Raw genomic sequence first — 13,604 nt, 5'->3', positions numbered from 1 at the left:
TCCCTATCCCTTGACAGCCCCGGCGCTGAGCCCCTGCACCAGGAACCGCTGCACGACGGCGAAAACGAGGACAACCGGAACGGCCGCGACCACGCCACCGGCGGCGAGTGCTCCGAAGTCGGTGTTGAACTCACCCAACGTGTAACTCAGGCCGACCGGCAGGGTGAACTTGTCCTGCCGCGTCGCGAACATCAGCGCGAACAGGAACTGGTTCCAGGCGCCGATGAACGCGAACGACCCGACTGCCACCAGGGCGGGCTTGAGCTGTGGGAGGACGACGGCGAAGAACGCCCGCAGGCGCGAGCAGCCGTCGACCATGGCGGCCTCTTCGAGCTCCACGGAGATGTTGCGGATGAACCCGCTCATCAGGATCAGCGACAGCGGCAGCTGGAACGCCACCTCCGCGATGACCAGGCCGGTGATGCTGTTGAGCAGCCCGATGCTCTTGAAGATCACGAACAGCGGGATCAGCATCATCGCGCCGGGGATGAACTGGCTGCACAGCATCGCCAGGAGGAACACCCGCTGGCCGCGGAACTTGAACCGCGCCAGCGCGTAGCCGCCCATCACCGACAGGATGGTCACGAACACGAGCACACCGAGGCCCATGACCACGCTGTTGTAGAAGAAGATGCCGAACCCGATGTCGTTCCACACCGTGTCGAAGTGCTCGAACGAGATCGGCCACGGCACGAGCTGCGTGGAGCCGGACGGCCGCACCGCGAACACGAGCATCCAGTAGAACGGGATGAGCGTGAACAGCAGGTACAGGAACAAGGGCACGTGGATCATCCACGGCTTGCCGGGTTCCTCGGCCACGGCCCGGCGGCGGCGCCGCTTGCCGGGCGGCGGCGCGTGCGTGGTGCCGGCGACCTCCCGCACGAGGGTGCCGGTCTTGCCCAGGGTCTCGGTCATGCTCGGCTCCCGAACTTCGACACCCGCAGGTACGCGATCGAGAAGAACAACAGGATCAGGAACCCGGCCACGGTGAGGGCCGAGCCGTACCCGAAGTTGTGCGAGTCGACGGCCTGCCTGGCGACGTACAGCGGCAGCGTGGTGGTCTGGTTCGCGGGACCGCCGCCGGTGAGGGTGTAGATGAGGTCGACGTTGTTGAACTCCCACACCGCGCGCAGCAGCGTCGACAGGATGATCGCGTCCTTGAGGTGCGGCAGGGTGACGCTGGTGAAGCGCCGCCACCGGCTCGCGCCGTCGACGGACGCCGCCTCGTAGAGGTCCTTGGGGATGCTCTGGAGGTCGGCGAGCAGCAGGATCGCGAAGAACGGCACGCCGCGCCACAGCTCGGTCACCACCAGGGCGTCGAACACCGTGTCGGGGTTGCCGAGCACCGAGGTGCCCGGCGAGCCGATGCCGAGGTTCGACAGCTCCTGGAAGATGCCGGTGGACGGGTTGAGCAGCAGGATCCAGATGCCCGTGGTGAGCACGCCGGACACCGCCCACGGCGAGAACACCAGCGCCCGCGCCATGCCCCGGCCGATGAACGTCTCGTTCACGATCAGGGCCAGCACGAGGCCGAGCAGCAGTTGCAGCCCGACTTCGACGAACACCCACTTGGCGCTGAACGCGAGGCTCTGCCAGAACAGCGGGTCGTCGAACAGCATCTGCTTGAAGTTGTCCAACCCCGCGAAGCCGTTCTTCCACGGCTGCGTGACGTTGTACCGCTGGAGGCTGTAGTAGACGACGCTCGCGATCGGGTAGACCAGGAAGATCGCCATCAGCACCAGCGTCGGTGCGATCAGGGCGTAGGGCGCCCACGTGCGAGTCCTCATGCGGGGTTCCAGTCGCCGAGGTACGCGCGCAGGGTGTGCTGGGAGGCCTGGTCGTGGGTCAGCTGCGGCCGGTCGGCGCCGGGCGTGGCGCCCGCGCCGGAGTTGCGGAACTCGGCGAACCGGGCGTCGCGCCAGGAGAAGCCGGACATGTCGGTCCACGGCGCGGTCTTCACCGCGGCGGGCAGCTTGGTGTCGCGGATGACGACCGAGGCGATGGCGTCCGGGTCGCCGCCGGGGTGCCACGGCCGGCCCAGGTAGTAGGTGCCCGCCGGCGCGTCGCTCAGGACGGTGGAGTTCATGATCAGGAAGCCGTGCGGGTTGTCGCGGCGGGTGCTGGCGGCCGTGATGTAGCCGTTGGGGTCGCCGCCCCGGTTCAGCGCCCTGATCGTGACCTGGTCGAACACGGCGGTGGCGCGGCCGAAGATGAAGTCGACGTCGCCGACGATCTCGCCGCCCCGGTAGTACTGGCGGGCCTTCGTGCCCACGGCGCGCGTGTCGGCGTACAGGGTGTCCTGGTGGCCGAGGAACCGGACGCGGTCGTAGTACTGCCGGTCGCCGGTCGCCTTCACCGCGACGGCCTGCGTGCCGGTGATCTCGGGGTGCGCGGCCCGGTCGAACGAGTTGCTGAACGTCAGGTCGCGCGCGGTGAAGTCGTCGGCCTCGATCGTCGCGGTGGCCGAGCCGGTGGTGCCGTAGGTCGTGCCGTCGGGCTTCTTGGTGCCGTTGGCGTTGTCGTAGTCGATGACGACGTCGCGCGCGGTGCCGGTGGAGCCCTTGAGGGTCAGGCCGGGTTTGGTCGCGGGCACCCGGACGACCTCGCGGTACACGCCCTTGTCGATGGTGATGGTGGTGCCGGGGGGCGCGGCGTCGATCGCGGCCTGCACGGTGTCGAAGTCCGTGCCCTTGGCCACGTGGTAGCGCTCGCGCTGCTGCGCGCCCGCCTTGAGGTTCTTGACCCGGGACGTCGGCTCCAGGCCGAGGGTGAACTCGGGCGTCCACCCGGCGTCGCCGGCGAGCTGCTTGGTCGGGTTGGCCGCGTTGAACGCGTCGAGCACGTCGACCGGCCGGCCGTCGACGAGCGTGCCGACCTCGGTGATGGCGGTGCCGCCCCAGTTGTAGATCAGGTCCTCGACCGCGCCGCCGTTGCCGAGCTTGACGTAGTTGTTCTCCACGTACAGCTTCGACTGCACGCCGACGCCCCAGGCGTAGACGAACGTCGGTCCGGGCTCGTACAGGTTGTTGTAGACGTGCACCTGGCCGAACCGGACGCGCGGCAGGCGCTCCTCGACGTTGCGGAAGATGTTGTGGTGCACCGAGACCCGGAGCTTGCCGGGGTCGGTGGTCGAGGTGTTCGACGAGCCGATGAGCATCGTCTTGCCGTGGTCGGCGAACAGGTTGTACGACGCGGTGACCAGGTCCGTGCCGCTGGTCATGTCGAGCGAGCCGTCGTGCTGCTGGTACGGGCGGCCGAAGTAGCTCGGTCCCGCGCTGTCCGGGAACGGCTGGTCGGTGAACGTGTTGTGGTCGACCCACACGTTGGTGGCGCGCTGGAGGGACACCGCGTCGTAGTCGGAGTTCCAGTTGCCGGTGTCGCCGTCGGTCGGGTCCCACTGCGGGAAGCAGTCGCGGGTGTCGCGGAACGTGAGGTTGCGGACGATCACGTTGCTCGCGCCGTGGATGCGGACGTTCGCGCCGGTGATGCCCGCGCCCTTGCCGTCACCGACGATCGTGGTGTCGGAGCCGACGTTGAGCGCGATGGCCTCCGCCTGGCGACGGGCGGACGCCGCGCGGGCGTCCTCCAGCGGGCCGCTCGGCACCGCCTCACGCCCCCAAACGGCGGGGTCGTATGCGGCCAGATAGCCGGTGAGCGTGTAGCCGTCGGTGGCATATGTTGCGCAATCAGCCCTGACGTCGATCACGCCGCGCACCTTGATGAGGCGTGGCGCGGGCGCCGCCAAGGCGGCTCGTAGCTCCGCCACCGTGCGCACGACGTGCTCGGTGGTCGCGGCCGATCCACCGGTGGTCCCGGTGCCGCTCGAAGCCCAGCCGTCACCGGGTTGGAGAACCTGTCTCCCCAGGTCAAGGCCTGCGTGCGCGGGTGCCGCCGCGATCACGCCAAGGGCGCAGGAAAGCACGAGCGCTGTACTGAGTATCCGCATGGCGAGGGGCCTTCCCCGGCGAATTTGTTCATAAGTGTGAACACGTTCCAGATGTGCGAACAGAGTATTGCGAAAGTGTCCGCCACACGTCAACGACGTAACTTCGTTCGACGGCTGTTCGACGACAGGTTTCGACAGTTGGTCGAATTCGAGTCGAATTCGATGGCGCGACCGGCCCACTGCGGTGCCGGGCCGGATGCGAGCCGCCCCCGACCCTGCTCGGGTCGGGGGCGGTGTGGATGGCGGAACCGGTGCCGGACACCGTGAGCCCGCGTCGAACCCGCGGGCGAGGGTGGCGATCCCGGCGTCAGACCGGCCGGGCGAGGCTGCGGTCCCGGCGTCGCACAAGCGGGATGAAGCGCCGTCCCGGCGTCAGACCGGCGGGGTGAAGGCCGCGATCCCGGCGGACAGGGCTCGGGCGTGCGCGTTGCCCGGGTGGCGGTCGGCCAGGCGGCGCAGCGGTCGCATCCGGTCGGCGACTCGGGTCGAGCGGATCGTGCCCGCCAGCGCGAGGGCCTGCCTCCCCACCTCGGCCGCGTGGTCGAAGTCCCCGTCCACCAGGTGGTTGGCGGCCAGTGCCAGCAGGCTGAACGTGCGACTGCGCGTCATGGCCTCCGGGTAGCCGGACACGGCGGCGGTGAGCGAGTCGATCGCGGGCGCGGTGCGCGTCGGGTCCACCGTTCGGGCCAGGTCGGTCAGCACCACGCCGCTCAACCCGCACAGGTCCGTCTCGTCGAAGAAGCGCGCCCATCCCGGCGCCGGACCGGACGCGCGGGCGAACTCGTCGTGCGCCAGGTTCAGCAGCCGCAGCGCCTCACCGGCGTCGCCCAACCCCGCGTGCGCCCACGCCTGGTTCGCGCGCAGCATCGCGACGGCACGCCGTGAACCCGCCCGGCGGGCCGCGACGAGACCGGACGCGAACGCCTCCAGCGCCTCGCGCCGCCGGCCGCCGTGCAGCCGCATCCGGCCGACGCGGTAGTGGACGTTGGCGGCCAGGTCGTGGTGCCCGGCCTCCACCGCCATGCCCAGCGCCCGGTCCCAGTGGCGCGCGGCGGCCACCTCGAAACCGGTGTCGAAGCACGTCCACGCGGCCAGGTTGTGCAGGTCGGCCAACGCGACCAGCAGCCGTTCGCGCACCGCCGCCGAGGCGGCGGCGCCCAGCAACCGGTCGTGCCGGGTCGCGCACTCGACCGCCGAGTCGCGGCACGCGCCGCCGCCCCGCCGGTAGTCCACGTCGCGCAGGCGTTCGGTCTCGGCCGCCAAGCGCTCCACGTCCTCGACCCCGATGCGTGCCGGGACGTGCTGAGGTCCTGCCATCGCCGCACCTCGATTCCACTAGTAGATTGTCGCTACTAATTCTTGGGGTAGAGGTGGCGGAGTTTGACGCGTGCGTCGTCGGTGGTGAACTGCCAGCGGACTTGGCGTTGTTCGGTGTTGATGGCGTGTTGCCAGGCGGCGAGTTCGGTGTTGAGGGTGTCGAGGTCGCCGATGCGGCGGTCGAGGCATTGCCGTGACAGTGCGGACAGTTCGATCTCGGCGATGTTGAGCCAGGAGCCGTGCTTGGGTGTGTGGTGGATCTCCAGGCGCTGGGCGAGGGCGAAGGCCTCGCCGGGTTCGAAGGCCTCGTAGAGCGAGGCGATGCCGTGGGTGTTGAGGTTGTCCATGACCAGCACCACGGTCTCGGCGTCGGGATAGTCCACGGTCAGGAGTTCCTTGACCTGGCCGGCCCAGTCGATCTTGGTTCGCCGTTCGAGGGCGTGGACACGGCGCCACCCTCGCAGGGGCTCGGTGAACACGAAGATCGAGCAGGTGCCGCACCGGACGTACTCGCTGTCCTCGCGGGCGTCTCGGCCTGGTCGTGCCGGCAGCGGTTCGCGGACGTGGCCGAGGAGCTGGAAGGGTTTCTCGTCCATGCACACGACCGGACGGGCGGGGTCGTGCGGCCGGGCGTAGACGGCGAGCACGTCCTCCATGCGGGCGGCGAACTCCGCGTTGGCCCGCGGCGGGATGTTCCAGCACTTCCTCAGATGAGGGCGCAGTTCCGTTTTTTTAAGACCCGGCCGATGGTGGAATGGTCCAGGTTCGGGATGTCCTCGGTGAGTTCGACGTGTTTCTCCAGCAACCGCAACGACCATCGGGCGTGTCCGGCCGGCGGCTGCGAGCACGCCAGGGCGATCAGTCGGGCCTCGACCTCTCCGGTCACGGGGGATGGCACCGGCGGAAGATCCCGTTTCTTCCGCGACACCGTGGCCAGCGCATCGCCGCCGGTCTCGGCGAACCGCCTGGCGACCAGTCGCAGCATCTCGCCCGACACCCCGAGCCGGGCCGCGATCACCTCCTTCGGATCCGGCTCGCCCACCGAGACATCCAGCTCCAGCAGCACCTGGGCCCGCCTGATCGACGACGCCGGATGCACACCGGTAGTGGTCAGCCGGATCAACGCTTCACGATCCCGTGCCGACAACCTGACCGGCCGCTTCAACTGGGACACCATCTCAACAGTCCTTATCCGGCAGGGAGAAGGTCCTGCCGGACGACAGCATCTCAGCCGCAAGCACCATAACTAAGCAGCGACACGCTACTAGAGCGGTGGAGAGATCCACAGGCATCTGGCCGCGGGGTACCCAGGGTGACAGCGACGCCACCACGACGGGAGCCGCCGACAGGGGCTCTTGGCTCCCCCACCAGCGGCTCCGACCCGGCCGGCGGCCCGTCGTCATCGACGCGGACGCCATTCCACGTCAACGAGGTTCGCGCGCCCGGTCGAGCAGTCCATCCACAGTGGACCGGGCGGTGCCCGGCCCGGACCACTCCCCTCGACCGCTCCTACCTCCCCGCGCCGGCGAGAGCCGGGTACTGCACCGCGATGTCCTGCGCCAGCGCGGCTTTCACCTGTCGCGTCAGCTCGTCGGCCAGCACCTCGAAGGCGTCGGCCTCGATGCCGTCCAGCGCGAGTTCCGCGACGTCACGGGGGTCGCTCTTGGGCGCGTCGAGGCCGGCGGTCATGTCGGTGTCGACGTAGCCGACGTGCAGCCCGGTGACCTGGATGCCGCGCGGGCGCAGGTCCAGGCGCAGGGAGTTGGTCTGCGACCACAGGGCGGCCTTCGAGGCGCTGTAGGAGCCGCTGATCGCCGCCCAGGACAGGACCGAGGCGACGTTGAGCAGGTGACCGCCGCCGTTGCGCTCGACGACCGGCACGAACGCGCGGGCCACGTTGAGCGGGCCGTAGAAGTTGGTCTCGAACTCGCGGCGGACGTCGTCCAGCGGCGAGTCCAGGAAGGACGCCTTCACCAGCCCGCCCGCGTTGTTGATCACGATGGTGACGTCGTCGGCCAGCGCCGCGGCGGCGGCGACCGAGTCGGGGTCGGTGACCTCCAGCGCGACCGGGACGGCGTCCGGGTGGGTGACGGTGCGCGGGTCGCGGGCGGTGGCGTAGACCTTCCGCGCGCCCCGGGCGTACAGGGCCTCGACCAGGGCCTTGCCGAGGCCCCGGTTGCCGCCGGTGACCAGTGCGGTCGCCCCGTTGATCGTGGTCATGCTGATCCTCCCAAAGATGGAAACCGATCGGTTTCCACCGACTGTAGACCGATCGGTTTCCATCCGGCAACCGCAGCGGTAACCTCGGGGTGTGACCACCACCCCACGGGACCGCCTGCTGGACGCGGCGGGCGAGCTGTTCTACCGGGAAGGCGTCGGCGTGGGCGTTGACGCGCTGTGCAAGGCGGCCGGCGTGTCCAAGCGGTCCATGTACTCGCTGTTCGACAGCAAGGACGAGCTGATCGCGGCCAGCCTCGACCGACGCGGGCCCGGCTACGACGCCGCGCTGCTGCCTTCGGACGGCGGCACGCCGCGCGAGCGGATCCTGCACGTGTTCCGCGCGCAGGACGGGCTGACCGGACAACCGGCTTACCGCGGCTGCCCGCTGGTCGCCACGGCGACCGAGCTGAAGGACGCCACCCACCCGGCCAACGCCGTGGCCCGCCGGTACAAACAGGCCATGACCGACTTCTTCGCCGCCGAGGCGCGTGCGGCGGGCGTGCCGGACCCGGACACGCTGGCCGCGCAGCTGACGATGGTGTTCGACGGCGCGGCGGCCCGCGCCGTGGTGCGCGCCGAACCACTGGCCGGCCTCGGCATCACCACCGCGACGGCCCTGCTCGACGCGGCCGGGGTCGACTGAGCCGGGGTTGATTGAGCCGGGCGCGCCGCGGCCTCGCGGTTGTGCCCGACGTCGGGCACAACCGCGAGGTCCGGTCAGGACAGCGCGCAGATCGGCGTCGGCGCCCAACCGGTCGCGTCACCGCTGCCGGTGAACCCGATCTTGACCGTCCCGGCCGGCGGGATGGCGCCGTTCCAGGAGGTGTTGGCCACCGTCACCGACGTGCCGCTCTGGGTGAAGGTGCCGTTCCACCCCTGGGCGAGGGACATCCCGGTGCGGAACGAGAAACCGATCTTCCAACCGCGGCTCGCCGTGCCGCCGCCGTTGCGGATGGTGATGTCCGCCTGGAAACCGCCCTGCCACTGGTTGACGACCTTGATCTCGACGTCGCACGCGCCTCCGGGGACGGAAGTCGTGGTGGTCGTGGTCGTAGTGGTGGTCGTAGTCGACGTCGTGGTGGACGTCGTGGTGGACGTGGGCGTGGTGCCGTTGAGCGCGGACACCACGGCCGGGATCCACTTGTTCGCGATCTTGCGATCACCGGACGCGTTCGGGTGAACGCCGTCGTAGGTGTCACTGGCGGTGTTGAACCCGGACCACTGGTCGACCACGGTGACCGGCGACTGCGCGGTGGACTTGCCCGCCGCCCAGCCCGTGATCGCCGCGTTCAGGTCGACCACCCGTTGGGGGCACTCCGCGCAGGCGCTCGCCGCCATCGGGATGATCTTGGCGACGATCACCTTCATGCTCGCGTTGTTCGCGCGCATCTGGTCGACCAGCTTGCCGTAGGCGGCCAGGATGGTCGCGGTCGACCGGTTGCTCCAGACGTCGTTGGTCCCGAAGTGCATGAGCACCACGTTCGGGTTGGTGGCGGCCAGCCACCCGACGAGCTGGTTCTGGTCGGCCACCGCGGTCACCAGCGCGCCGCCGTGCCCCTCGTTCTGGCTGTCGTAGGCGAACCCGCAGCCGTCACCGGGCAGCGTGCCCACGAAGTCGATGTCCGTGTGCCCGGCCGCCCGCAGGTCGCGGTCCAACAGGGCACGCCAGCAGCCCGGCGACCCCGTGATCGAGTCGCCCAGTGCCATGATCCGCGTCGGCGCGGCGGCCTCGACCGCCTGACCGGGCGCGGCCACCAGGAGGCCGACGAGCGTGGCCAACGCCGCTAACAGCGCCGCGACAGCGGCTTTTCTCGACATCGCGCTCTCCTCCTAGGCCGTCGTGCAGCCGGCGCCGTTGAGCGTGAACGCAGCGGGCGTCGAGTTCGTGCCGTTCCACGACCCGATGAAGCCGAAGCTGACGGAGCCGCTCGCCGGGATGTTGCCGGTGTAGGACACGTTGGTCGCGCTCAGCGTGGTGCCGGACTGGGTCGTGGTGGCGCCCCAGGACTGGCTGACCGTCTGGCCGTTGGCCCACGTCCAGCGCAGCGTCCAGCCGTTCACCGCGGCCGTGCCGGTGTTGGTGATCTTCACGTCGCCCTGGAAGCCGCCCTGCCACTGGCCCGTGACCTTGTACGTGACCGCGCAAGCCCCCGTGCCGCCACCCGCCTGGGTGGTGACGTTGACCGTGCTGGAGCGGGTGGAGCGGTTGCCCGCCGCGTCCCGCGCGTACACGGCGAACGTGTAGGTGGTGTTGGCGGTCAGGCCGGTGACGGTCGTCGTCGTGGTCGCGGAGCTGGCCGCCGCGGTCTCCGTGGTGCCGTTGACGCGGACGACGTCGTAGCCGCTGACGCCGACGTTGTCGGTGGACGCGGTCCAGGACAGCGTGGCGCTGGTGGACGTGACGCCGGACGCGGACGGTGCGCCGGGCGTGGACGGCGGGGTGGTGTCGGTCGGGTCGCCGCCACCGCCGTAGACGCTGGCCTCGCGCGAGGTGGCCTTGATGCCGTTCGCGCCGTTGATCGCGCGCTGGCCCCAGGGCGTCAGCTGGGCGGCGTTGAAGCCGGTGACCATGTCGAGGTACTCGACGCCGCCGCCGTTGCCCGACCAGGACCACGCCAGGTAGCCCAGCTTGAGCGACTGCGTGGTGGCGAAGATCGTGTCCTCGTCCGGGTTGCCGTCGGAGTGGTCGTTGCCGAACTCGCCGACCACGATCGGCAGCTTCGCCGTGACGAACCGGTTGAGGTAGTCGTTGATCTCGGCGGCCGTGTCGAACACGCCGTACATGTGGATGGAGAACACCGTGTTCTTCTGCGGGTCGGCGGCGAACACCGAGGCGGCGTTGTCGCGCATCGTGAAGGCCCAGTCCTGGCCCCAGTTCGGCGCGTCCACCATGATCGTGTGCTGGAAGCCGGCGGCGCGCAGGGACGTGATGGCGTCCTTGGTGGCCTGGGTCCAGCCGGTGTAGCCGGTGTTGCCCCACGGCTCGTTGCCGATGTTGAGGATGACGTACTTCTCCTGGCCGGCCAGGGCGCTCTGGATGCTCTTCCAGTACTCCACGGCGCGGGCCAGGGTGACGGCGCCGCTCTGCTCCTGGTAGCCGGTGGTGTCGTGCACCTCCAGCACGCAGATGAGCTTGTTGGTCTTGCACTGGCTGATGACGTTGGTGACGTCCGAGGCGGTGTTGAGGGTCCACCGGTCGCCGGAGCTGAGGACCACGCGGACGGTGTTGGCGCCGGTGGCCTTGATGTCCTTGAGCGCCTGGGTGGTGCGGTCGGCGTACCAGGTGTGCGCGTGGTTCACGCCACGCATCACGAAGTCGTTGCCGTTGGCGTCGAGGAGACGGCCGTTGGCGACGGTGAACCCGGCCGCGGCGTGTGCCGGCGTCACCGTCAGCAGTGACAGGACCAAGGTGGCGACGGCCGCGCCCACCAAGGCGAATCGCTTGCGCATGGATGTACCTCGCGTAGTTGTCGACGTTGACGTAGCGAGCGCAGGGCAGCGCGCCTGCCTGCGGCAGGCCTCAACACCAAAGCAATTAACCGCTTAAGTGTCAACGCCTGATTCCGCCGTCGAAACCCCCACCGGTCGACCTCTCACGCACCCCGAACCGACCCTCTGGGACCGCTCCCAGAACGTCTTGCGCAAGTCTCCTACACCACCACCCCACCCCGCCACCCCCACAGCCCGCGTGTCCTACGTTCAGAACGCGCGTGTCCTACGTTCGGAACACCCGAGTTCAACGCTCAGAACACGCGACCTGGGGTTTCGCCGCACGACGGCAAGATCGAACCTGAACGTGGGACATGGGTGTCCCGAACGTAGGACACGCGCGTCGCCAACGTAGGACACGCGCGTTCTGAACGTAGGACTCTCGCGGCGTGAACGTAGGACTCTCGAAGTCAAGGAAGTGGGGGGTGGGAGGTGCTGGAGCGGGGGACCAGCTCGGGGTCCGAGGTCTTCACCTGCTCGGCCGGGGCGCCGTTGATCACGTCCAGCAGCAGGCGCACGGCGGCGGCGCCGCGTTCGGCGATCGGGCGGCGCACCGCGGACAGCGCCGGGCGGACCAGGCGGCACAGGGCGGAGTCGTCCCACGCGACGAGCGAGAGCTGGTCGGGCACGGTCAGGCCCAGCTCGTGCGCGACGCCCAGGGCGGACACGGCCATCACGTCGTTGTCGAACACCAGGGCGGTGGGCGCGGTGCCGCTCGTCAGCACGCGCCGGGTCACCCGGGCGGCGGCCTCGTCGGAGTAGTCTGCGTGCACGACGCGGGCGTCGGGCAGCCCGAGGCGCGCGGCGGCCGTGGTGAACGCGCGGGAACGGGTCTGGGTGTGCACGAACTTGGTGGGCCCCGCGACCCGGACGATGCGGCGGTGCCCCAGCGCGACCAGGTACTCCAGCACCTCTTCCACGGCCAGCTCGTCGTCGGTCCACACGCACGGCAGGTCCGGCACGACCGGCTCGCCGAGCACGACCGCGGGCAGCCGCAACTCCTGCACCAGCTCCACCCGCGGGTCGTTCTGCACCAGGTCGACCAGCAGCACGCCGTCCACCCGCCGCTCGCCCCACCACCGCCGGTACGCCGCCAGCTCGGCCGCCGAGTTGTCCGTCACCTGCAACAACAACGACGTCGGCCCGCCGGCCAGCGCGCCCTGGATGCCGGAGATCAGCTGCATGAAGTACGGCTCCACGCCGAGCACCCGCGCGGGCCGGTCGACCACCAGCCCGATCGCGTTCGCCCGACCGTCGCTCAACGACCGCGCGGCGCTGCTGGGCACCCAGCCGAGGCGGTCGGCGATGTCCATGATCCGGCGGCGCGTCGGCTCCGAGACACCCGGCCGGTTGTTGAGCGCGTAGGACACGGCACCGGTGGACACGCCCGCGGCCTTGGCGATGTCCGAGATGGTCGGACGCTTGCCACCTACCACCCGCGCCTCCTCGGTCGTGATCATCGAGTCTAGCCGCGGTTCGAGCGGCCTGGCCCGGTAGGGTAATTAAGCGCTTAACGGATTACGGGAAAGGGGACTGCCGTGCCCTGGTTCGACCTCTCCGAGCGGGAGTTGGCGCTGTACCGGACCGACACCGCCGAACCCGACGGCCTGGACCTGTGGTGGAAGGCCCGGCTGGACGAGGCCCACTCCGCCGCCCTGCCGCCGGTCCTCACCCCGTACGCCGCCGACGCCTACGGACCGCTCTCCGTCTGGGACGTCGAGTTCTCCGGGTACGGCGGCGACCGGGTGCGCGGCTGGTACATCCGCCCCGCCGGCTCCGGCGTCGAGCCGCTGCCGACCGTGGTCTGCTACATCGGTTACGGCGGCGGGCGCGGGTTGCCGTCGGAGCACGCGCTGCTGCCGTCCGTCGGCTACGCGGTGTTCGTGATGGACACCCGGGGCCAGGGCGGGCGGTGGACGCTCGGCGCCACCCCGGACTCCGGCTTCGCGGGCCCCGAGCACCCCGGCGTGATGACGCGCGGCATCGCCAGCCCCGAGACCTACTACGTCACGCGCCTGATGGTGGACGCGGCCCGCGCCGTCGAGGTGGCCGCCTCCCTGGACGGCGTGGACGAGACGCGGATCGCGGTGTCCGGCGGCAGCCAGGGCGGCGGGCTGGCGCTGGCCGCCGCCGCGCTCAACGGCGAGGCGGTCAAGGTCTGCCACGCGGACGTGCCGTTCCTGTGCGACTTCCAGCGGGCCATCACCCTGACCGACGCCGAGCCGTACGCGGAGATCGCCAAGTTCCTGGCGCACCACGTCGACCTGATCCCGGCCGCCCGCGACACGCTGCGGTACGTGGACGGCGCGTTGCTGGCCAAGCGGATCACCGCGACGTCGCTGCTGAGCGTCGGCCTGATGGACGAGGTGTGCCCGCCGTCCACGGTGTACGCGGCCTACAACGAGATCACCGCGCCGAAGGAGATGGCGGTGTTCCCGTTCAGCGGCCACACCACGCCGCGGGTGCACGACGAGCGCAAGCTGCGCCACCTGCGCGCGCACCTGTGAGAAGGCGGGGCGTGAGGGGGGCCACCGCCATAGCCCCCCTCACGCCCCAGCCCGGTCGGTGGACTCGGCGGCTCGCCGGGGCCCCGGGTAGCTCGACCCGAGGCCCCTCGCGTCCACGACCAGCT

Annotated in this window: 12 protein-coding genes; 2 read left to right on the top strand and 10 right to left on the bottom strand. The window is 70.1% G+C overall.

Features of this window, described 5'->3' with window-relative positions; genetic code table 11:
- Positions 1-3: 3 nt before the first annotated feature.
- The 7 genes from ACQPYE_RS12825 to ACQPYE_RS12795 all read right to left on the bottom strand — a co-directional run bounded on the left by ACQPYE_RS12825 (position 4) and on the right by ACQPYE_RS12795 (position 7,483).
- Positions 4-915 carry a carbohydrate ABC transporter permease gene (locus ACQPYE_RS12825; protein ID WP_498721334.1) on the bottom strand — a complete coding sequence of 304 codons (912 nt, stop codon included), beginning with the start codon at positions 913-915 and terminating at the stop codon, positions 4-6.
- Entirely contained in the window at positions 912-1,787 is an 876-nt protein-coding gene (locus ACQPYE_RS12820; protein WP_498721333.1) for a carbohydrate ABC transporter permease, read from the bottom strand. The genes ACQPYE_RS12825 and ACQPYE_RS12820 overlap by 4 nt, the downstream gene beginning before the upstream one ends.
- On the bottom strand, positions 1,784-3,775 hold the full coding sequence (locus ACQPYE_RS12815) for a pectinesterase family protein (RefSeq protein ID WP_498721332.1): 1,992 nt from the start codon (positions 3,773-3,775) through the stop codon (positions 1,784-1,786). The genes ACQPYE_RS12820 and ACQPYE_RS12815 overlap by 4 nt, the downstream gene beginning before the upstream one ends.
- 543 nt (positions 3,776-4,318) lie before the next feature.
- Positions 4,319-5,263, bottom strand: a complete 945-nt coding sequence (locus tag ACQPYE_RS12810; protein ID WP_498721331.1) for an NsdA family TPR-like regulatory protein — start codon at positions 5,261-5,263, stop codon at positions 4,319-4,321.
- Positions 5,264-5,298: 35 nt separating this feature from the next.
- Positions 5,299-6,081 carry an IS630 family transposase gene (locus tag ACQPYE_RS12805; RefSeq protein WP_498715133.1) on the bottom strand — a complete coding sequence of 261 codons (783 nt, stop codon included), beginning with the start codon at positions 6,079-6,081 and terminating at the stop codon, positions 5,299-5,301.
- A complete protein-coding gene (locus ACQPYE_RS12800; RefSeq protein WP_498715132.1) occupies positions 5,970-6,440 on the bottom strand; it encodes a helix-turn-helix domain-containing protein in 471 nt (156 codons plus the stop codon). Before ACQPYE_RS12800 ends, ACQPYE_RS12805 begins: the two co-directional genes overlap by 112 nt.
- 332 nt (positions 6,441-6,772) lie before the next feature.
- Complete coding sequence (locus ACQPYE_RS12795; RefSeq protein ID WP_498721330.1) at positions 6,773-7,483, bottom strand: SDR family oxidoreductase; 711 nt, start codon at positions 7,481-7,483, stop codon at positions 6,773-6,775.
- Between the two features lie 91 nt (positions 7,484-7,574).
- Between ACQPYE_RS12795 and ACQPYE_RS12790 the strand changes: the two genes are divergently transcribed.
- The gene (locus tag ACQPYE_RS12790) at positions 7,575-8,126 is read left to right on the top strand and encodes a TetR/AcrR family transcriptional regulator (protein ID WP_498721329.1); all 552 of its coding nucleotides are present in this window, start codon (positions 7,575-7,577) and stop codon (positions 8,124-8,126) included.
- 74 nt (positions 8,127-8,200) lie between these two features.
- On the opposite strand, the gene ACQPYE_RS12785 is transcribed toward ACQPYE_RS12790, so the two are convergent.
- The 3 genes from ACQPYE_RS12785 to ACQPYE_RS12775 form a co-directional block, all read right to left on the bottom strand.
- A complete protein-coding gene (locus tag ACQPYE_RS12785) occupies positions 8,201-9,301 on the bottom strand; it encodes a cellulose binding domain-containing protein (RefSeq protein WP_498721328.1) in 1,101 nt (366 codons plus the stop codon).
- Positions 9,302-9,313: 12 nt separating this feature from the next.
- Complete coding sequence (locus ACQPYE_RS12780; RefSeq protein WP_498721327.1) at positions 9,314-10,933, bottom strand: cellulase family glycosylhydrolase; 1,620 nt, start codon at positions 10,931-10,933, stop codon at positions 9,314-9,316.
- 449 nt (positions 10,934-11,382) lie between these two features.
- Positions 11,383-12,432: a LacI family DNA-binding transcriptional regulator gene (locus ACQPYE_RS12775; protein ID WP_498721326.1), complete on the bottom strand. Its 1,050-nt coding sequence runs from the start codon at positions 12,430-12,432 to the stop codon at positions 11,383-11,385.
- A gap of 78 nt (positions 12,433-12,510) precedes the next feature.
- Between ACQPYE_RS12775 and ACQPYE_RS12770 the strand changes: the two genes are divergently transcribed.
- Positions 12,511-13,479: an acetylxylan esterase gene (locus ACQPYE_RS12770; RefSeq protein WP_498721325.1), complete on the top strand. Its 969-nt coding sequence runs from the start codon at positions 12,511-12,513 to the stop codon at positions 13,477-13,479.
- Positions 13,480-13,604: the final 125 nt, after the last annotated feature.

It is taken from the genome of Actinosynnema sp. CA-299493 (assembly GCF_050946825.1).
Taxonomy (GTDB): domain Bacteria; phylum Actinomycetota; class Actinomycetes; order Mycobacteriales; family Pseudonocardiaceae; genus Actinosynnema.
This window is presented reverse-complemented; position numbering and strand designations above follow the sequence as displayed.

Bases quoted from the DNA above. Each gene is read 5' to 3' on its own strand.
- ACQPYE_RS12775 (WP_498721326.1), bottom strand. From the start codon at position 12,432: ATGATCACGACCGAGGAGGCGCGGGTGGTAGGTGGCAAGCGTCCGACC.
- ACQPYE_RS12825 (WP_498721334.1), bottom strand. From the start codon at position 915: ATGACCGAGACCCTGGGCAAGACCGGCACCCTCGTGCGGGAGGTCGCC.
- ACQPYE_RS12820 (WP_498721333.1), bottom strand. From the start codon at position 1,787: ATGAGGACTCGCACGTGGGCGCCCTACGCCCTGATCGCACCGACGCTG.
- ACQPYE_RS12785 (WP_498721328.1), bottom strand. From the start codon at position 9,301: ATGTCGAGAAAAGCCGCTGTCGCGGCGCTGTTAGCGGCGTTGGCCACG.
- ACQPYE_RS12795 (WP_498721330.1), bottom strand. From the start codon at position 7,483: ATGACCACGATCAACGGGGCGACCGCACTGGTCACCGGCGGCAACCGG.
- ACQPYE_RS12805 (WP_498715133.1), bottom strand. From the start codon at position 6,081: ATGGTCGTTGCGGTTGCTGGAGAAACACGTCGAACTCACCGAGGACAT.
- ACQPYE_RS12800 (WP_498715132.1), bottom strand. From the start codon at position 6,440: ATGGTGTCCCAGTTGAAGCGGCCGGTCAGGTTGTCGGCACGGGATCGT.
- ACQPYE_RS12810 (WP_498721331.1), bottom strand. From the start codon at position 5,263: ATGGCAGGACCTCAGCACGTCCCGGCACGCATCGGGGTCGAGGACGTG.
- ACQPYE_RS12780 (WP_498721327.1), bottom strand. From the start codon at position 10,933: ATGCGCAAGCGATTCGCCTTGGTGGGCGCGGCCGTCGCCACCTTGGTC.